Here is an 18,441-nt window from a genome sequence, read left to right on the forward strand (position 1 = left end):
ACTGCCAGGCGTACCCTCATGCGAAACAACCAGCCCATCACTCAGCGTGAATATGCATTCCCAGAGCAGCAGCGGCTGATTTCCACCACGGATCTCAAAGGCCAGATCAGCTACTGCAACGACATATTCGCCGAAGTCAGCGGCTTCGAGCGCGGCGAATTGATCGGCTCGCCGCATAACCTGATCCGTCACCCGGACGTGCCAGCCGCCGTTTTCGCCCATATGTGGCGGACGCTTAAGGATGGCAAACCCTGGATGGGCATCGTCAAGAATCGACGCAAGAATGGCGACCATTACTGGGTCAACGCCTATATGACGCCCATGCTCGATCTGCAGCGCAAGATCGTCGGTTACGAGTCGGTTCGCACCAAGCCCACGCGTGAACAAGTGCAGCGGGCGGAGGCACTTTATGCGCGACTCAATGCGGGCAAGAGCGGCGTGCCACGTCGCGACAAGTGGCTGCCCGTCGCAGTCAATTGGCTGCCGTTCATTTGCATCAGCCAGATCGGTTTCATGGTCGGTTTATGGCTCGATCACATCTGGGGGTTCGCATTGGCTGCGCTGCTTTCCGTGCCGCTGGGACTCGCCGGGCGGCATTGGCAGATGCGCGGCATGAGCCGGTTGGTAAGGCTGGCCGAACAATCAACGAGCGACCCGCTGATCGCTCAGATGTACACCGACAGTCAGGGCGCCGAAGCCCGGCTGGAAATGGCGATGCTCAGCGAACATGCACGATTGAAGACCTGTCTGACTCGTCTTCAAGACAGCGCCGAGCAGCTTCAGCAGCAAGCCAAGCGCGCAGATGAACTGGCGCACAGCTGTTCCGACGGTTTGGCGCGTCAGCATCACGAGACCGAGCAGGTCGCCACGGCCATTAATCAAATGGCCGCAACGACTCAGGAGGTTGCCGGCAACGTAGCCCTGGCGGCCGGTGCCACCGAAGAGGCCAGCCGGCTCGCCGCCGAGGGCCGAGAAATCAGCGCACAGACCCGCAGGGCCATCGAGTCGCTGGCCAGCGCGGTGACAGAGACGGGCGATGCGGTTTCAGCGCTGGCGAAGAACAGCGACGAAATTGGCACCGTCGTCGATGTGATCAAAAGCATTGCCGACCAGACCAACTTGCTTGCGCTCAATGCAGCCATCGAAGCAGCTCGCGCCGGGGAAAGCGGTCGTGGCTTCGCGGTGGTAGCCGACGAGGTCCGCCAACTGGCCCAGCGCACCGCTACGGCCACAGGCCAGATTCATCAACTGATTGAAAAACTTCAGCTGCAGGCACGCCAGGCCGTTGAAACCACAGAACAGGGCCGCGCTCAGGCGAGCCGTGGCGTGGAGAGGGTAATCGACGCGGACAAGGCGCTCGCCGGCATCAGCACCGCGGTGGAAAGCATCATCGATATGACCTCGCAGATCGCCTCGGCGACCGAACAGCAGAGCGCGGTAGCCGAGGAAATCAGCCACAACGTCAGTAATATTGCCCGCCTCGCCGATCAGACCGCGGGTGATGCACAAAGCTCGACGTTGCTCTCCGAGGAACTGGCCGCAACCGCGCAGTCCCAATACACCCTGGTGGAGCGCTTCAACCGCTGAACGATCGGTTATCCAGAAACGCCGCGACTGCGTCCGCGGCGTTATCGAGATGCTGATCGTGAGTCAGTCCCGATCGTTTCAGAGGCTTTAGATCATGGTCGGCGGTTGCCAGCCAGCTGAGGCGAATCGCCGGCGATAGCGGGTATCCGGCGACCGTATTCCGGTCACCCAGCGCGTCGCGCTCACCCTGAACAATCAGGGTCGGCGTACGTAGCTCGGCAAGATGCGCCACGCGCGGCTTCTCTGGCTTTCCTGTGGCATAAAAGGGATAACCCAGACACACCAGCGCATCAACCTCCAGCTCATCGGCCAGGAGGCTGGCCATCCGTCCGCCCATCGATTTTCCACCAATCGCCAGCCGCCCTGCGGTTTGCTGTCGGACATAGCCATAAACGTCCCGCCATTGTTGTAGCAGTAGCGCCTGAGGGTTCGGTGGACGTTTGCGCCCGGTATGGCGCCGCTCTGCCATGTAGGCGAATTCGAAACGGAACACCTTGACTCCACGCGCGACGAGGCGCTGGGTCATCTGCGCCATGAACGGGCTGTCCATCGGCGCCCCTGCGCCGTGCGCGAGGATCAGGCTCGCGCAGGCTTCGTCGCACGGAGAATCGACCCTGACGAGCGGAACCTCGCGTCCCGGTGTGCACTGATCGCCCTGAATATTAGTCATCTCAACTTCCATGGCTTTTCCTACATCTATCGAATAACCAGTTACGCCTATAAAAACTCGTCATGATCCGTCTATAGCAATTCGTATGTACACATCGTCTCTCACTGCGATAGAGGCAAATGGTCCGCCAATTACCATCAGTGACGTGGAAAATCGAGCCATCCGCAACGTGCCGCAACACAACTTCCTTGGGACGTACAACGATACCTGCGCTGTTTCGACCAGGCCCGCCCCAAAAAGCCTCAGTGCGACGCTCTGTCGCAGACCGTCCAGTCCATCCTCGCTTTGCCCTTGAGTCCGCCTGCTCCTATATTCTTCTCCACTCGCCGGACTACGCAGAATTACAAGGCGAAGCTCTCGATTCAGCACATCGGCATGTTGTGAAAAACGACCCTGCAAAACGCATGGAAAACGCTTGGGATCAGGGTCCGAACGGCACGAGATGGCCTGGGCCTCGTTTGCATTGCCCCCCTCCTTTCTCCATACTTGCCGCCGTTTTTGCCCCTCTGAAATGCCATTAGCGTGGAAGCCTTGCATGAGCACAGCAATAAGTGAGACTGCATATAACTATAAGGTGGTTCGCCAATTCGCCATCATGACGGTGGTGTGGGGAATCCTTGGGATGGGTCTGGGCGTTCTTATCGCCTCGCAGCTGGTGTGGCCCGCACTCAACTTCGACCTACCGTGGGCCAGCTTCGGTCGTTTACGCCCGCTGCACACCAACCTGGTGATCTTCGCGTTCGGCGGCTGTGCCCTTATGGCCACCTCGCTCTACGTGGTACAGCGCACCAGCCAGACTCGGCTGATATCCGACGGTCTGGCCGCGTTTACCTTCTGGGGTTGGCAAGCAGTGATCGTCCTGGCGATCATTACGCTCCCACAAGGCTTCACCAGCAGCAAGGAATACGCCGAGCTCGAATGGCCGATCGATATTCTGCTGGCGGTCGTCTGGATCAGCTACGCGATCGTGTTCTTCGGCACCATCGTGAAGCGCAAGGTAAGCCATATCTACGTAGGTAACTGGTTTTACGGTGGCTTCATCCTGGTTACGGCGATGCTGCACATTGTCAACAACCTCGAAATCCCGGTTTCTTGGTTCAAGTCTTATTCGATTTACTCCGGCGCCACCGATGCCATGGTGCAGTGGTGGTACGGCCATAATGCTGTGGGCTTCTTCCTGACCACCGGCTTCCTGGGCATGATGTACTACTTCGTTCCGAAGCAGGCTGAGCGCCCCGTGTACTCCTATCGCCTGTCCATCGTGCACTTCTGGGCACTGGTCACGCTGTACATCTGGGCCGGCCCGCACCACCTGCACTACACCGCTCTACCAGAGTGGGCCCAGAGCCTGGGCATGGCGATGTCGATCATTCTGTTGGCGCCGAGCTGGGGCGGCATGATCAACGGCATGATGACGCTGTCTGGCGCCTGGCATAAGCTGCGCACCGACCCGATCCTGCGCTTCCTGGTGGTGTCGCTGGCGTTCTACGGCATGTCGACCTTCGAAGGTCCGATGATGGCGATCAAGACCGTCAACGCGCTGTCCCACTACACCGACTGGACCATCGGCCACGTTCACGCCGGCGCTCTCGGCTGGGTAGCGATGATCTCAATCGGCTCCCTGTATCACCTGATTCCGAAGGTCTTCGCTCGCGAGCAGATGCATAGCATCGGGCTGATCAATGCCCACTTCTGGCTGGCGACCATAGGCACCGTGTTGTATATCGCCTCGATGTGGGTCAACGGTATCACTCAGGGCCTGATGTGGCGCGCGGTCAACGAAGACGGCACCCTCACCTACTCCTTCGTCGAGGCGCTGGAAGCCAGTCATCCGGGCTTTATCGTGCGAGCGTTGGGCGGTGCGTTCTTCCTCACCGGCATGCTGCTGATGGCCTACAACACCTGGCGTACCGTGCGTGCCGCCAAGCCGGCTGAATACGAAGTCGCTGCGCAGATCGTCTGAGGAGCCGAGCATGAAAAGTCACGAGTTACTTGAAAAGAACGTTGGCCTGTTGGCCCTGTTCATGACCCTGGCTGTCAGCCTTGGCGGTCTGACGCAAATCGTCCCGCTGTTTTTCCAGGACGTGGTGAATGAGCCGGTAGAAGGCATGAAGCCACGCACTGCTCTGGAGCAGGAAGGTCGCGATATCTACATCCGTGAGGGCTGCGTTGGCTGCCACTCACAGATGGTTCGTCCGTTCCGTGCAGAGACCGAGCGTTATGGCCACTACTCCGTCGCTGGCGAGAGCGTATACGACCACCCATTCCTGTGGGGCTCCAAGCGCACCGGCCCGGATCTGGCCCGCGTTGGTGGTCGCTACTCCGATGACTGGCACCGCGCGCACCTCTACAACCCGCGCAACGTGGTGCCCGAATCGAAGATGCCGTCCTACCCTTGGCTGGTAGAAAACAAGCTCGACGGCAAACATACCGCCGCCAAGCTGGAAGCACTTCGCAGCGTAGGCGTGCCCTACACCGATGAAGACATTGCCGGAGCCAAAGACGCCGTGAAGGGCAAGACCGAGATGGATGCTCTGGTGGCCTTCCTGCAAAGCCTTGGCACCTCCCTCACGAACAAACGGTAACGCATGATGGAAATCGGGACTCTTCGCGGCCTGGGCACCATTTTGGTATTCGTCGCCTTCATTGGCCTCGTGCTCTGGGCCTACAGCAGCAAACGCAAGAAAAGCTTCGACGAAGCCGCAAATCTGCCCTTCGCTGACGAGACCGACACCAAGAAGCGTGAAGAAGAAGCTTCCAGGAGTAAGAAATAAATGACCACGTTTTGGAGCTGGTACGTCACCCTGCTGAGCCTGGGCACCATTGCGGCACTGGTCTGGCTGCTGCTTGCGACCCGCAAGGGGCAGCGTGGCGACAGTACAGAAGAAACCGTCGGCCATTCCTATGATGGCATCGAGGAATATGACAATCCGCTGCCCAAGTGGTGGTTCATGCTGTTTGTCGGCACGGTGATTTTCGCCCTCGGCTACCTTGCCCTTTATCCGGGCCTGGGTAATTGGAAAGGTGTGCTGCCTGGCTATGAAGGTGGCTGGACGCAGGTTAAAGAATGGCAGCGCGAGATGGACAAGGCGAACGAGCAGTACGGCCCGCTCTACGCCAAGTTCGCTGCAATGCCAGTCGAGCAAGTCGCTCAAGACCCTCAGGCCCTGAAAATGGGCGGACGTCTGTTCGCTTCGAATTGCTCGGTCTGCCATGGCTCGGACGCCAAGGGTGCCTATGGCTTCCCTAACCTCACCGACCACGATTGGTTGTATGGTGGAGAGCCGGAAACCATCAAGACCACCATCATGGGTGGGCGCCAGGCGGCCATGCCTGCCTGGGCTAACGTGATTGGCGAAGATGGCATCCGCAACGTTGCCGGTTACGTTCGCAGCCTGTCTGGCCGCGATATCCCTGAGGGCATCAATGCCGACATCGAGCAGGGTCAGAAGATCTTCGCCACCAACTGTGTAGCCTGTCATGGTCCTGACGCCAAAGGCACCCAGGCCATGGGCGCGCCGAACCTGACAGACAACGTCTGGCTTTATGGCTCGAGTTTCGGACAGATTCAACAGACTCTGCGCTATGGTCGTAATGGTCGTATGCCTGCTCAGCAAGACCACCTTGGCAATGACAAGGTGCACCTGCTGGCCGCCTATGTGTACAGCCTCTCGCAAAAGTCGGAGAACTGATCCGATCGGTCTCAGGCGCGACCGACAGTCGCACCTGAGATCGACCATCGAGGCGTACCATTCGCAGCAGGTAAGCAAAAGATCCCGGTCGGCACGTATCGGCCGGGACACTCACCCTCCGCCGTGGTATGCATTCGATGTCTGAGCAAATCCCCGTCCATGATGTAACTCCCCCGGCCAAGGTCAACGCGTCAACGGACCTCTACGCCGCCCGTGAAAAAATCTATACCCGCTCGTTCACCGGCCTGTTCCGCAATCTGCGACTCGTCGGCGGCGCGCTGCTATTCGTACTCTATTTCGGCACCGTATGGCTGACCTGGAACGGCCGACAAGCCGTCTGGTGGAACCTGCCCGAGCGTAAGTTCTATATTTTCGGCGCCACGTTCTGGCCTCAGGACTTCATCCTGCTTTCGGCGCTGCTGATCATTTGCGCCTTCGGGCTGTTCTTCATTACTGTATTTGCTGGACGCGTCTGGTGTGGCTATACCTGCCCGCAGAGCGTGTTCACCTGGGTGTTCATGTGGGCGGAAAAAGTCACTGAAGGCGACCGCAACCAGCGCATGAAGCTCGACAAGGCGCCCATGAGCTCAACCAAGTTGCTGCGAAAGTTCGCCAAACACTCGATCTGGCTGGGCGTCTCGCTGGCAATCGGTATCACGTTTGTGGGTTATTTCACCCCGATTCGAGATCTCGTGCCTGATCTGCTGACGTTTCAGGTAGGTGGCTGGGCGCTGTTCTGGGTGGGCTTCTTCACTCTCGCCACCTACGGCAACGCCGGCTACCTGCGTGAGCAGGTGTGCATTTACATGTGTCCCTACGCACGCTTCCAGAGTGTGATGTTCGACAAGGACACCCTGATCGTCTCCTACGACCCCCGCCGTGGCGAGCGCCGCGGCCCTCGCAAGAAGGACGTTGATTACAAAGCCATGGGCCTCGGTGATTGCATCGATTGCACCATGTGCGTCCAGGTTTGCCCGACGGGCATCGACATCCGTGATGGCCTACAGGTCGAGTGTATCGGCTGTGCCGCCTGCATCGACGCCTGCGACACCATTATGGATAAGATGAACTACCCACGCGGGTTGATCAGCTACACAACCGAGCACAACCTGTCTGGGCAGAAGACCCGCATGGTTCGCCCACGATTGATCAGCTACGCCATCGCGCTGACGGCGATGATGGGTGTGTTCGCCTATGCCGTCACCGATCGATCGCTGGTCAAGCTCGACGTGCTCAAGGACCGTGTGCTCTATCGCGAGAACCAGCAAGGCAGAATCGAAAACGTCTATACCCTCAAGGTGATGAACAAGGCTCAGAAGGAGCAGATCTTCGTCATCGAAGCCACTGGTCTGGACGACCTGCAATACGAAGGTCGCAATGAAATCCACGCTGCGGCCGGTGAGCTGATCACCGTTCCGGTGGAGCTCTCGGTCGCACCGGAAAAGCTGCCATCGAGCACAAACGAAATCGTCTTCCACATCAGATCGGTAGACGATTCCTCAATCGAAGATGAGTCGGAGAGCCGTTTCATCGGCCCGAGCATCCGCTGAACAGGTAGTACATGAGCATTTCCGACAACGAAAACACCCGGTGGTATACCCAATTTTGGGCCTGGTTTGTCATCGGCATCCTGCTGCTGTCGGTGATACTCGGCACTTCGATGCTGACCATCGCCATCCGCAATGCCGACACTCTGGTATCGGACAACTACTACGATGCCGGCAAAGGCATCAACCAGGCGCTGGAACGCGAGAAACTCGCCGAGCGCCTGCAGGTACAGGCGCAACTGGTGCTCAACGACGAGCGCGGGCTGGCCGAACTGCAGCTGAGCGGTAACAGCCGCCCACAGCAAGTGATCCTCAATCTGCTCTCGCCGACGCAGCCCGAACGCGATCGCCGCATCATTCTGCAGACCCAAGGTAACGGGTTCTATCAGGGACAGATGCAGGAGCCGGTAACAGGCCGGCGCTTCGTCGAATTGCTCGGCCGTGAAGGTGATCAGGACTGGCGCCTGTTCGAGGAAATGGAAATCGCGAGCGGTCAGACACTCGAACTGAGCTACTGATCAGCCGATGGCGAGCCCCCTGCCCTGCTATCACTGCGGCCTGCCGGTTCCTGCTGGCAGCGCATATCAGGCCCGCGTGCTCAACGAGACGCGGGCGCTGTGCTGCCCAGGCTGCCAGGCCGTGGCGGAAGCGATCGTCAACGGCGGCCTGGAAAGCTATTACCTGCATCGCAGCGAAGCCTCGATCAATCCCGACGCATTGCCTCAGGCGTTGACCGATGAACTTGCACTGTACGACCGCAAGGATGTGCAACAGCCATTCGTGCAGCACGAAGGCGAGCTCGCCAACACCTCGCTGATGATCGAAGGCATCAGCTGTGCCGCCTGCGGCTGGCTGATCGAGCGTCACCTGCGCGGCCTCGACGGTATTGCCGAGGCGAGCCTGAATCTCTCCAACCATCGCCTGCGGGTGCGTTGGAACGATTCGGCGCTGCCGCTCAGTGAATTGCTCGCCGAGCTTCGACGTATCGGCTATGCCGCCCACCCCTACCAAGCGGATCAGGCTGCAGAGCGGCTCGCGCGGGAGAACCGTCGCAGCATGCGCCAGCTGGGTGTGACCGGACTGCTCTGGATGCAGGTGATGATGGCAACCATGGCGACGTGGCCAGAGTTCAACATTGACCTCTCGGCCGGCATGGCCAGCATCCTGCGCTGGACTGCGCTGCTGCTGACGACCCCTATCGTTTTCTATTGCTGCACCGATTTCTTCAAGGGCGCCTTGAGAGATCTGCGTACCCGCCATCTGACCATGGATGTTTCGGTTTCGCTCGCCATCGGCGGCGCCTATCTCGCCGGTATCTGGTCCACCCTGACCGGTCAGGGCGAACTGTATTTCGATGCCGTGGGCATGTTTGCCCTGTTTCTGCTTGCCGGACGCTATATGGAACGCCGCGCGCGGGAACGCACTGCCGCGGCTACTGCTCAATTGGTCAATCTCCTACCCGCGTCGTGCCTGAAACTCGCCGAGGACGGCCAGTCCGCGCGCATCCTGCTCAGTGAATTAGCGGTCGGTGATCGGGTGCTGGTGCAGCCAGGCGCTCTGGTCCCGGCTGATGGCCGCATCGTCAGCGGGCATTCCAGCATCGACGAATCGGTACTTACTGGCGAATACCTGCCGCAGCCACGAAGCGCCGGTGATGCGGTCACTGCTGGCACCCTAAATGTCGAGGGCGCGCTGACTGTCGAGGTCCAGGCACTGGGCGACGACACCCGGCTGTCCGCCATCGTGCGTCTGTTGGAGCGTGCACAGTCGGACAAACCGCGCCTCGCCGAGCTGGCCGACCGTGTCGCCCAGTGGTTCCTGCTGATCGTTCTGTTGACCGCAGCTATTGTCGGCATCGTCTGGTGGCAGCTCGATCCGCAACGGGCTTTCTGGATCGTCCTTGCCCTGCTCGTCGCCACCTGCCCGTGCGCGTTGTCGTTGGCCACCCCGACAGCCCTGACCACGGCTACCGGCACGCTGCACAAACTTGGCCTATTGCTCACCCGCGGACATGTTCTGGAAGGTCTCAACCACATCGATACCGTGATTTTCGACAAGACCGGCACACTTACCGAAGGGCGCCTGACCTTGAGCGAGGTTCGCCCGTTGGGCGGATTGGATGCCAACGCCTGCCTGGAGCTGGCCGCCGCATTGGAAAACCGCTCCGAACATCCTATTGCCAAGGCCTTCGGTCGAGCGCCGCAAGCGGCCGATGCGGTGAACAGCGTGCCGGGGCTGGGCCTCCAGGGTTCGGTCGGCGGACGCACCTTGCGCATTGGTCAACCAATGTTCGTCGCCGCCGGCTATGCAGGCCCGCCTCCTGTTATCCCGGGAAATCAGGGTCAGTGGCTGCTGCTTGGCGACGCGCAGGGCCCGCTGGCATGGTTGATATTGAACGATCGTCTGCGCGACGACGCACCCGCTCTGTTGCAGGCCTGCAAACGCCGAGGCTGGAAAACAATCTTGCTGTCGGGTGACAGCTCGCCGATGGTCGGCGACATAGCCCAACAGTTAGGCATCGAAGAGGCACGGGGCGGGTTGACCCCAGCTGACAAGCTCGTCCATCTGCAGCGACTCCAAGCAGAGGGCCGTCGCGTGTTGATGCTTGGCGACGGCGTGAATGACGTTCCGGTCCTAGCCGCGGCCGATATCAGCGTGGCGATGGGCTCGGCAACCGACCTGGCCAAGACCAGTGCCGACGCAGTCCTGCTTTCCAACCGGCTCGACAGTCTTGTGCAGGCCTTCACCGTGGCGCGCCGAAGCCGTCGCATCATCATCGAAAACCTTGCCTGGGCGAGCCTCTATAACGGCCTGATCCTGCCGTTCGCAGCCATAGGTTGGGTGACGCCGCTATGGGCAGCACTGGGTATGTCTGCGAGCTCGCTGCTGGTGGTGTTGAACGCATTGCGGCTGACCCGGCTGCCGGCATCGCTTGCGGTCCGACAACCCGATCCGCCTGGCGTAGGATGAAGACAGCTCCATACCTGATCAGCTTTGCCCTGCCGCAGCACTATCTGGAGGCCCCATGGCCGCACTCTACATATTGATTCCCGTCGCCATCGTTCTGGTTGCACTGGCCATCTGGGTATTCTTCTGGGCAGTCGGCAGCGGCCAGTACGATGATCTCGATGGCCCCGCGCATAGCATTCTTTTCGATGAAGAAGATCCCAAGCATCGCGCGGGCATCGAACAAGCGGACCAGGGCAGCGAGGAGAAATCCGATCGTGGCTGAGCTGTTACCACTGCTGGTATCTGCTGTGGTGCTCGGCCTGCTCGGCGGCGGGCACTGCCTGGGTATGTGCGGCGGCTTGATGGGCGCGCTGACCATGGCTATTCCTGTCGAGCAGCGCGGCAAACGCCTGCGCCTGTTAGTTGCCTACAATCTGGGGCGAGTATTGAGCTACACCGGCGCGGGCCTGCTGATCGGCCTCGCCGGCTGGGCCGTCGCCAACAGCCCGGCAGCTATGGCTCTGAGGGTTGTAGCGGCATTACTGCTGGTCAGCATGGGGCTTTATCTGGCGGGCTGGTGGAGCGGGCTGACACGTGTTGAAGCCGTAGGCCGAGGCCTGTGGCGCCATATTCAACCGTTTGCCAGCCGGCTCATGCCGGTCAAGAGCATCCCTCGAGCTTTGCTGCTCGGTGCGCTCTGGGGCTGGCTGCCCTGTGGTCTGGTCTATAGCACCTTGCTCTGGGCTGCGAGCCAGGGCGATGCGCTGGACAGTGCGTTGCTGATGCTGGCATTCGGTATCGGCACCTGGCCTGTGCTACTGGCAACGGGTCTGGCAGCAGAGCGGCTGACCGCTCTGCTGCGCAAGCGCGGCGTGCGAATGCTTGGCGGGATGATGGTGATACTGTTCGGCCTGTGGACCTTGCCCGGCCCCCATCAGCAGTGGCTGATGGGGCACGGCGCCGGCGCGGTTTCAACGCAGGAACAGACGCCCGCGCATCTGCACCATTAATCGCTCTGCGCATGCCGGTACAGATCAGCGGCCGTCCTGCAACCCCTGCGCTTGTGGCTCGACTGTATCGGTTAGGGCTCCTTCGGCAACTGGCGCTTGTGTGCCGACTTGTCATAGGTTTCGACGATGATACGGGCCGCCTCGTCGGGTACCGACTGCCCATGCAGAAAGGCATCAATGTCTTCATAGCGCACACCGTGCGCCGCTTCGTCCGGTTTACCCGGAGAAAGCTCTTCGAGATCCGCCGTTGGAACCTTCTTTACCAGTTGCTCAGGTGCGCCTAAGGCGGCGGCAAGCTCGCGAACCTGACCCTTGACCAGACCCGCCAGGGGTGTCAGGTCGCAGGCGCCGTCACCGAATTTGGTGAAAAATCCCATTACCGCTTCGGCAGCATGGTCAGTACCGATGACCAGGCCCTGCCGCGCGTTCGCGATGGTGTACTGCGCCACCATGCGCATCCGCGCTTTGGTGTTGCCAAGTATGAAGTCGCGTTTCTCTGCAGAGAGCGGGTCCAATGCCTCGATGGCACGCGATAGCCCTTGGACGGCGGCACCGATATTGACCGTATGGCACTCGTCCGGCTTGATCGTATCGACCGCCAGCTGCGCCTCGTCCTCGTCGTGTTGAACCTGATACGGCAGACGGACCGCGATAAAACGGTAATCGTCCCCTTCGCCTGCAGCGCGCATTCCTTCCACCGCGCGCTGCGCGAGCAGGCCTCCTGTGGTCGAGTCGACACCACCGCTGATACCGAGCACCAGGGTCTTCATCCCGGATTCGCGCAGGCAGTCCTGAATAAAGCCAACTCGTCGGTCGATCTCAGCCTGAACGGCCGCCGGACCGTCGAAGGACGAACGAACGTTGAGTGCGGCAGCGATCTCTTGCTGGCGGCTATGCATGAATGTCTCCTGTGCCTATTGGACGATATGATTTAGTGCCGTAGTTGGCCATCCGACCATATTTCAACGAATAAATCTCTCTGTATATGCCGGTCCCGAGCTCGACGCAGATTCGTTACCCGCGTGCCATCGGTCAGGTTGGCGGCTGCGTCCGAAGAGAATCCCGCCGTTTCAGATTGCCAAAGCAGCAAAGGTACCCGCGCCATTGGCGGTGCGCACTGCCTGGGTTAATCTTGCGCGTCCCGTTATGCCCGTTGCGGCGCAAACGTGAACGCCGACCCCCACCCGGAGCCTCGTTATGATCTTCAATGAATTTGCGATCAAGACACTGATACGTCCGGTCCCGGATTTCCCGAGCTCGGGTGTGGTATTCCGTGATATCACGCCGCTGCTGCAGTCGCCAAAAGCGCTGAGAATGGTTGTGGACAGCTTGATCCAGCGCTATGTCGAAACCGATTTCAGCCATGTCGGCGCCTTGGACGCTCGTGGCTTTATCATCGGTTCGATAGTCGCCTATGAACTGAACAGACCACTGATTCTGTTCCGCAAGAAAGGCAAACTTCCAGCCGACGTATTGGCAGAGTCCTACTGTACCGAGTACGGCGAAGCCTTTCTCGAAGTGCACGCTGACAGCCTTTGCGAAGGCGATTCGGTACTGCTGCTGGACGATCTGATAGCCACTGGGGGGACGCTGATTGCTGCTGCGCAGCTGGTTCGCCGCATGGGCGCAAGTATCCACGAAGCGGCTGCAATCATTGATCTTCCCGAACTGGGCGGATCGCGCAAGCTGCAAGATATGGGCATTCCGACCTTCACCCTCACTGCGTTCGAGCTGAACGAGCGCTAAACGTAGTTTGGATACCGATCATGCGCTTGGCCAATTTCCGCTGGGTACTGCTGGGCCTTTTGGTCGTATTCTGCTCGCCTGCGTTCGCACTCGACCGCAACGCCCTGCTCGATGATGCCAATCTGTTACTCCTGCCTCGTGAGCGGCAATTGCCCAGCCTGGAACTGATTGATGAGCAGGGCAACGCCTTCAGCACCAATTCGCTTCGTGGTCGCTGGTACCTGCTTTTCTTCGGATTCACCGCCTGCCCGGATGTCTGCCCGACAACGCTCAGCGATATGCGCGGATTATTCAAACAACTACAGCCGGAGATCCGTGAACAGCTGCAGCTCGTGCTGGTCAGCGCCGATCCGGCACGCGACACACCCGAGGCGTTACGCACCTACCTGGGTTACTACCGCGCCGGATTCAGAGGGCTAACGGGCGATATGGATGCGCTGCAAGGCCTATCGAAAGCGCTGGGTCTGCCGTTCGTACCGGTAGAAAAAACGGAGGGGGATTACAGCGTCAGCCACAGCGGCAATCTGGCTATCGTTGGTCCCGATGGCACGCTGCGCGGTTACATTCGCGCCCCGTTCAAGTTGGAAGGGCTGCGTCAGGCCTTGCCTGAAGTGATCGAAGCCGAGTGATGCATTCAACAACTCAGTGACAATCGAGCGTATCGGCCAATACGTATGCCTGGAAGGCCACTTCGTCTACCCAATGCTGAGTAAGATCCGCCAGCTGACCGTCCTCTAGCCATCCCGAAACAGCCTGCTCCACACGCCGCTGAAGCACCGCATCCCCCGCCTCGATTCGCAATGCCAACTCCGAATCGGGAAGCGCAGGCAGAAGCCGGTCGTAGCGACGCCACTCGGGCAGGCGCGCAATCTTATCCAACAACAAGCGATCATCTACAACTGCCTGGCACTCACCGAGCTTGAGCCCGATCAACGCCTGCGCGGCGCTGGGATAGCTTCGGGCAATGCCACCGAAGCGGGCAGTAACCACTGAGGCATGAGGACTGTCGATCGTGACGCAGAAAGTTTCCCCCGCCAGGTCAGTCCATTCGAAAGGCCCGCCCTCGGATGACGTCAACGCTGCAACTTCGCTGCGGTAATAGGCAACACCGGATTCGAGCGCACCAGCCCGCAGATCCGCCTGCCCCTTGGCACCGACTAATGTCATCTCGCTGTCGAGTACCGTACCCAAACGGGCAAGCAACTGCGCTTCGAAGCCTTCGCTGATCTGTTCGGCTTCCGCAGCCCTGAGCGGCCGGTAATCACCCACCAGCACCGCTTGCAAGGGCGCTGCAAACACACAGGCCGGCGCCATGAATGCAACCATCATTAGCCGCAGCAGGTATGCCTTCACGGCGAAACCTCTCACACGTACTGGTAGCGAAGCATCCGTTGCTTGAATTTTTCCAGCACCACTTGATCGATCAAAGTGGCAAGGATGGCGATGACCAAGATGTTCATCATCACTCCCGCCATGTCGGCAATTTCGCCCGAATAAGCGAGCGAGCGCCCCAAGCCCTGGCCAAAACCAATCAACATTTCCGCTGAGATCAGAGCACGCCACGCATTACCGAACGCCAGCTGGGCGCCAGTGATCAGCTCCGGCATGACCGCTGGCAAATAGACCCGCCGTAGCAATTGCCAACGCGACGCACCCATCACCCGAGCAGCGGATACGTGAACCGGCTGGACACTCTCGGTGGCATTCATGACCGACAATGCCATCGGAAAGAACGCTGCCAGCGCAACCACCACGATGATCGGCAGGTTGCCGAAGCCCATCACGATGAGGAACAACGGTACCCAGGCGATCGACGGAATCGATTGGAGTATCACAATGGCCGAGCGCAGGATTTCGCGAAAGAAGAACAGCACCCCGCCCAGCAGACCAAAGCCAATACCGAACAGCAATGCGAAGCTGTAGCCGCTGCCCAGACGGCTCATGCTGCCGTAGAGCCCCTCGCGGAACTCTGGCTCCAGAACAGTGGTGAACAGGCGCTCGAAAACAGCGGGAATGCCCGGCATCAAAAACGCTGGAAGACTCCATGCCGCTATCTGCCATATCAACAGAATAAAAAGGATCGCCAGAACGACGGCAAGATACTTTTTCGGACCGGTAAGACGACGTCCCTGGCTCATCAGTGCCCTACCTCCGTCTTGATACCCAACAACCGGAGGATTTCCCGCCGCTCGGCCGCGAATTCGGAAAGATCGTGACTCTTCTCGCAGTGGGTGAAATTGAAAGTCTTCAGCACCTGTGCCGGTCGGGCACTGAACACCATTACGCGATCGGCCAGGTAAAGCGCCTCGTCAACGTCATGGGTTACCAGCAAAACCGTGGGCTGGTGCTCCTCGATCAACTCGCGCAGCACATCCTGCAGCGCCATGCGGGTCAGCGCATCGAGCGCGCCGAAGGGCTCATCCAGCAACAATACTTCTGGCTTGGCGATGAACGCACGAGCCAAAGCAGTGCGCTGGCGCATACCACCGGATACCTGATGCGGATAGTAGTGCTCGAAGCCATCCAAACTGACGCGGGCGAGCCAGACTTTCGCCTGTTCGAATGCGTCTGCCTTGGCGACGCCCTGAAGCTCCAACGCCATAGCGACGTTGGCCTGCATCGTGAGCCAGGGATACAGCGCATGCTCCTGGAAAACCAGCGTGCGCCGAGGGCTCGGTCCGGGAATCTTCTTGCCGTCTGCGAGCACGCGTCCAGCGGTTGGATTCTCCAGCCCGGCAGCCAAGTGCAGCAGGGTCGACTTACCGCAACCGGAGGGTCCCACCAATGCAACCAATTCGCCCTGGGCGAATTCGCCGCTGAAGCCTTTGATGACTTCGAGCTGGCCGAAATGTTTGTCTACTTCTTCAAACCTGAGCTGCATAACGCTTCGAAGCCCTCAAGAATCTGCCCGATCGACGGGCTGAATAGCACTGCCCGGCGCAAGGCCGGGCAGTGTATGGAACGATCTACCGTTAAGTTAGAGCTCGCGGGCCTGCTGCCAGGAAAGATCAAGAATCGCGCTGGTTTCGAACGGCTGGCCATCGCGGGTCTTCAGCGAGCCGAGCTCCTGGAGGATGTTCGCCAGCTCCTGGATACGCTCCAGATCGTCGCTGCCAAGCTTGGCGCTAAAGGTCTGGGTGGCAATGGCTTCCTCAATGACTATCTCGCGCGGCAGATCACCGCGGTTGAGCGTCTTCAATGTCGGTTCGGCGATAAAGTAGTCAGCGATCAGCTTTGCCGCTTCGGCCGGCTGGTTCTCCAGCAGATCAATCGCGTCGCGCTGAGCATCAAGCGACTTCCAGACTGCGTCCTTGCGCTTTTCCAGGGTTTCGCCGGAGGTGATCACCACCATGCAGGGAAACGGCCAGACCTCACCAATTTCGTAGATCTGCTTCACCGGTGCGACGAGCTGAGCGATCCGGTCATAGGGTTCGAAGAGAAACGCGGCATCGGCGCGACCCGAGACAAGAGACTGCACCGCGACCGCCGGGCTTGTGCCCATGATGTTCACCTCAGCCGGCGACACACCAGCATCCTTCAGCGTGACGCCGCGCAGTACCGCATCAGCGGTGCTGCCCTCTTTCTGCGAGGCAAGCACGTGACCTTTCAGATCAGAGATCTTTTCGATGCCGGTTCCCTCGCGGGCCACGATGGAGTGATATCCCTGCTGAGCGCCGCCGACGACCTTAAGATCAGCACCTTTGGAGGCCCAGGCAACCGCATTGGTAAAGCCAAGCACGCCCGTATCCAGCTGGCCGCCAATGATGGCCTTGATTAGATCGGTGCCCGAGCTGAATTCGACCAGTTCGACATCAAGGCCGTGCTTCTCGTACAGCCCGCCTTCGTAAGCGACCATCGCCTGAGCATCATCCATGACGCGGATGAAACCAACCTTGAACGTGTCCTGAGCCTGAGCAAATGTGCTCAACAGCAGGAGCGCGGGAACCAGCCAGTGTTTTGCCTTCATTATCAACCTCGAGCTCGCAAGCAACGTTGAAGTTATATAACCAAAAGAAAGAGATTAATATAATTTAGTTATTAAGTGTGTCTGGCTTAGAACTTTACACGAAGTGTCCCGGTATCGGCACTACCTGGCAGACATAAGCGGCAAACCACGCGTTATAAGTTTCTACTGCTGCAGCCGCGATACGACGTATTGCCGGATCAGAGGGTAATTGTCTTGCGCCCCGCCAACGCATGCGCAAGCGTGCCGCCATCGACCAAATCGAGCTCGCCGCCAAGCGGCACACCGTGGGCAATACGGCTGAGCGTCAACCCCTTCGGAATCAACATCTGCGCAATATAGTGAGCCGTGGCCTCGCCTTCGACGGTGGGGTTGGTGGCCAGTATCGCCTCGCTGAAGTTGCCTTCGGCTACCCGCACCAGTAGTTCGGGGATACCAATGGCCTCGGGGCCCAAACCGTCGAGCGGCGAAAGATGTCCTTTAAGTACGAAATAGCGTCCGCGAAAGCCAGTCTGTTCCACAGCGAATACATCCACCGGGCTCTGCACAATACACAGCAGGGAATCGTCCCGCCGTGGATCGGCGCATTGCGGACAAAGTTCATCCTCGCTTAGCGTACGGCATTGTCGACAGTAGCCCACTGCCTCCATCGCGCGCGTCAGCGCCTGCGCCAACCGCAACCCACCGCTACGATCGCGTTCAAGCATTTGCAGCGCCATGCGTTGCGCTGTTTTCTGCCCGACGCCGGGAAGAATGCGCAAAGCATCGATGAGCTGGCGGATGAGAGGGCTAAAAGACATGAAGTCACCGGACGGAGGCAGAAGGGACGATCAAGAGCAAAATGAGACAGAAGCGCCGAACCGGGGCGCTGGAACCGTTGTAAAAACGGTTCTGGCTTGCCCCAGCCCAGTCGATGGGCACCTGGAACGGCGCCCAACAGGTGGATCAGAAAGGCATCTTGAAACCTGGCGGAAGTTGCATGCCATCGGTCATGCCCGACATTTTTTCCTTGCTGTTCTGCTCGATCTTGCGCACCGCATCGTTCACCGCAGCGGCGATCAGGTCTTCGAGGATTTCCTTGTCTTCCTGCATCAGACTGTCGTCCAGACTGACGCGTTTGACGTCGTGCCGGCCGTTCATCACGACGCTCACCAGCCCGGCGCCGGATTGGCCGGTCACCTCAGCGTTGGCGAGTTCCTCCTGCATTTTCTGCATTTTTTCCTGCATCTGCTGCGCCTGCTTCATCAGGCCGGCCATGCCACCTTTCATCATGGGG

The 18,441-nt window shown here is 59.5% G+C and carries 20 protein-coding genes; 12 read left to right on the forward strand and 8 right to left on the reverse strand.

Annotated features, from left to right (window positions below; all coding sequences use genetic code 11):
• Positions 1–18: 18 nt before the first annotated feature.
• Positions 19–1,587 (forward strand): methyl-accepting chemotaxis protein, encoded by a 1,569-nt coding sequence (locus tag NAV33_RS02500; RefSeq protein ID WP_255976569.1) that lies wholly within the window; start codon positions 19–21, stop codon positions 1,585–1,587.
• On the opposite strand, the gene NAV33_RS02505 is transcribed toward NAV33_RS02500, so the two are convergent.
• On the reverse strand, positions 1,577–2,257 hold the full coding sequence (locus NAV33_RS02505; protein ID WP_255976571.1) for an alpha/beta family hydrolase: 681 nt from the start codon (positions 2,255–2,257) through the stop codon (positions 1,577–1,579). The two genes, NAV33_RS02500 and NAV33_RS02505, sit on opposite strands and share 11 nt — an antisense overlap.
• Positions 2,258–2,792: 535 nt before the next feature.
• Between NAV33_RS02505 and ccoN the strand changes: the two genes are divergently transcribed.
• The 9 genes from ccoN (at position 2,793) to NAV33_RS02550 (ending at position 11,455) form a co-directional block, all read left to right on the forward strand.
• On the forward strand, positions 2,793–4,220 hold the full coding sequence (ccoN, locus tag NAV33_RS02510; protein WP_255976573.1) for a cytochrome-c oxidase, cbb3-type subunit I: 1,428 nt from the start codon (positions 2,793–2,795) through the stop codon (positions 4,218–4,220).
• 10 nt (positions 4,221–4,230) lie between these two features.
• Positions 4,231–4,842: a cytochrome-c oxidase, cbb3-type subunit II gene (ccoO, locus tag NAV33_RS02515; RefSeq protein WP_255976576.1), complete on the forward strand. Its 612-nt coding sequence runs from the start codon at positions 4,231–4,233 to the stop codon at positions 4,840–4,842.
• Positions 4,843–4,848: 6 nt separating this feature from the next.
• Entirely contained in the window at positions 4,849–5,031 is a 183-nt protein-coding gene (locus NAV33_RS02520; RefSeq protein ID WP_255976578.1) for a cbb3-type cytochrome oxidase subunit 3, read from the forward strand.
• Positions 5,032–5,949, forward strand: coding sequence for a cytochrome-c oxidase, cbb3-type subunit III (gene ccoP, locus NAV33_RS02525; protein WP_255976580.1), 918 nt, complete (start codon positions 5,032–5,034; stop codon positions 5,947–5,949). It abuts the gene before it with no gap.
• Between the two features lie 137 nt (positions 5,950–6,086).
• The gene (gene ccoG, locus NAV33_RS02530; RefSeq protein ID WP_255976582.1) at positions 6,087–7,499 is read left to right on the forward strand and encodes a cytochrome c oxidase accessory protein CcoG; all 1,413 of its coding nucleotides are present in this window, start codon (positions 6,087–6,089) and stop codon (positions 7,497–7,499) included.
• Between the two features lie 11 nt (positions 7,500–7,510).
• Positions 7,511–8,014 carry a FixH family protein gene (locus tag NAV33_RS02535; RefSeq protein ID WP_255976584.1) on the forward strand — a complete coding sequence of 168 codons (504 nt, stop codon included), beginning with the start codon at positions 7,511–7,513 and terminating at the stop codon, positions 8,012–8,014.
• Positions 8,015–8,021: 7 nt separating this feature from the next.
• Positions 8,022–10,466, forward strand: a complete 2,445-nt coding sequence (locus NAV33_RS02540) for a heavy metal translocating P-type ATPase (RefSeq protein ID WP_255976587.1) — start codon at positions 8,022–8,024, stop codon at positions 10,464–10,466.
• Positions 10,467–10,521: 55 nt separating this feature from the next.
• A complete protein-coding gene (gene ccoS / locus NAV33_RS02545) occupies positions 10,522–10,728 on the forward strand; it encodes a cbb3-type cytochrome oxidase assembly protein CcoS (protein ID WP_255976589.1) in 207 nt (68 codons plus the stop codon).
• Complete coding sequence (locus NAV33_RS02550) at positions 10,721–11,455, forward strand: sulfite exporter TauE/SafE family protein (protein ID WP_255976591.1); 735 nt, start codon at positions 10,721–10,723, stop codon at positions 11,453–11,455. The genes ccoS and NAV33_RS02550 overlap by 8 nt, the downstream gene beginning before the upstream one ends.
• 71 nt (positions 11,456–11,526) lie before the next feature.
• Here NAV33_RS02550 and nadE read toward each other — a convergent pair whose 3' ends face one another.
• A complete protein-coding gene (nadE, locus tag NAV33_RS02555; RefSeq protein WP_255976593.1) occupies positions 11,527–12,354 on the reverse strand; it encodes an ammonia-dependent NAD(+) synthetase in 828 nt (275 codons plus the stop codon).
• A gap of 298 nt (positions 12,355–12,652) precedes the next feature.
• Here nadE and NAV33_RS02560 point away from each other — a divergent pair, with 298 nt between their 5' ends.
• Together NAV33_RS02560 and NAV33_RS02565 are read left to right on the forward strand one after the other, a co-directional pair.
• Positions 12,653–13,201 carry an adenine phosphoribosyltransferase gene (locus tag NAV33_RS02560; protein ID WP_255976596.1) on the forward strand — a complete coding sequence of 183 codons (549 nt, stop codon included), beginning with the start codon at positions 12,653–12,655 and terminating at the stop codon, positions 13,199–13,201.
• Between the two features lie 20 nt (positions 13,202–13,221).
• Positions 13,222–13,830, forward strand: coding sequence for an SCO family protein (locus tag NAV33_RS02565; RefSeq protein WP_255976599.1), 609 nt, complete (start codon positions 13,222–13,224; stop codon positions 13,828–13,830).
• 13 nt (positions 13,831–13,843) lie between these two features.
• Here the strand turns inward: NAV33_RS02565 and NAV33_RS02570 are convergent, their stop codons facing one another.
• The 6 genes from NAV33_RS02570 to NAV33_RS02595 all read right to left on the reverse strand — a co-directional run bounded on the left by NAV33_RS02570 (position 13,844) and on the right by NAV33_RS02595 (position 18,437).
• Positions 13,844–14,554 (reverse strand): transporter substrate-binding domain-containing protein, encoded by a 711-nt coding sequence (locus NAV33_RS02570; RefSeq protein WP_255976602.1) that lies wholly within the window; start codon positions 14,552–14,554, stop codon positions 13,844–13,846.
• An 11-nt stretch (positions 14,555–14,565) separates the two neighbouring features.
• Complete coding sequence (locus NAV33_RS02575) at positions 14,566–15,339, reverse strand: ABC transporter permease (protein WP_255976605.1); 774 nt, start codon at positions 15,337–15,339, stop codon at positions 14,566–14,568.
• Positions 15,339–16,082 (reverse strand): ABC transporter ATP-binding protein, encoded by a 744-nt coding sequence (locus NAV33_RS02580; RefSeq protein ID WP_255976607.1) that lies wholly within the window; start codon positions 16,080–16,082, stop codon positions 15,339–15,341. The genes NAV33_RS02575 and NAV33_RS02580 overlap by 1 nt, the downstream gene beginning before the upstream one ends.
• 96 nt (positions 16,083–16,178) lie before the next feature.
• Complete coding sequence (locus tag NAV33_RS02585; RefSeq protein ID WP_255976609.1) at positions 16,179–17,168, reverse strand: ABC transporter substrate-binding protein; 990 nt, start codon at positions 17,166–17,168, stop codon at positions 16,179–16,181.
• Positions 17,169–17,365: 197 nt separating this feature from the next.
• Positions 17,366–17,965: a recombination mediator RecR gene (recR, locus tag NAV33_RS02590; protein ID WP_255976611.1), complete on the reverse strand. Its 600-nt coding sequence runs from the start codon at positions 17,963–17,965 to the stop codon at positions 17,366–17,368.
• A gap of 145 nt (positions 17,966–18,110) precedes the next feature.
• Positions 18,111–18,437, reverse strand: coding sequence for a YbaB/EbfC family nucleoid-associated protein (locus tag NAV33_RS02595; RefSeq protein WP_019339308.1), 327 nt, complete (start codon positions 18,435–18,437; stop codon positions 18,111–18,113).
• Positions 18,438–18,441 lie beyond the last annotated feature (4 nt).

The organism is Stutzerimonas stutzeri (assembly GCF_024448715.1).
In the GTDB taxonomy this organism is placed as follows: Bacteria; Pseudomonadota; Gammaproteobacteria; order Pseudomonadales; family Pseudomonadaceae; genus Stutzerimonas; species Stutzerimonas stutzeri_AR.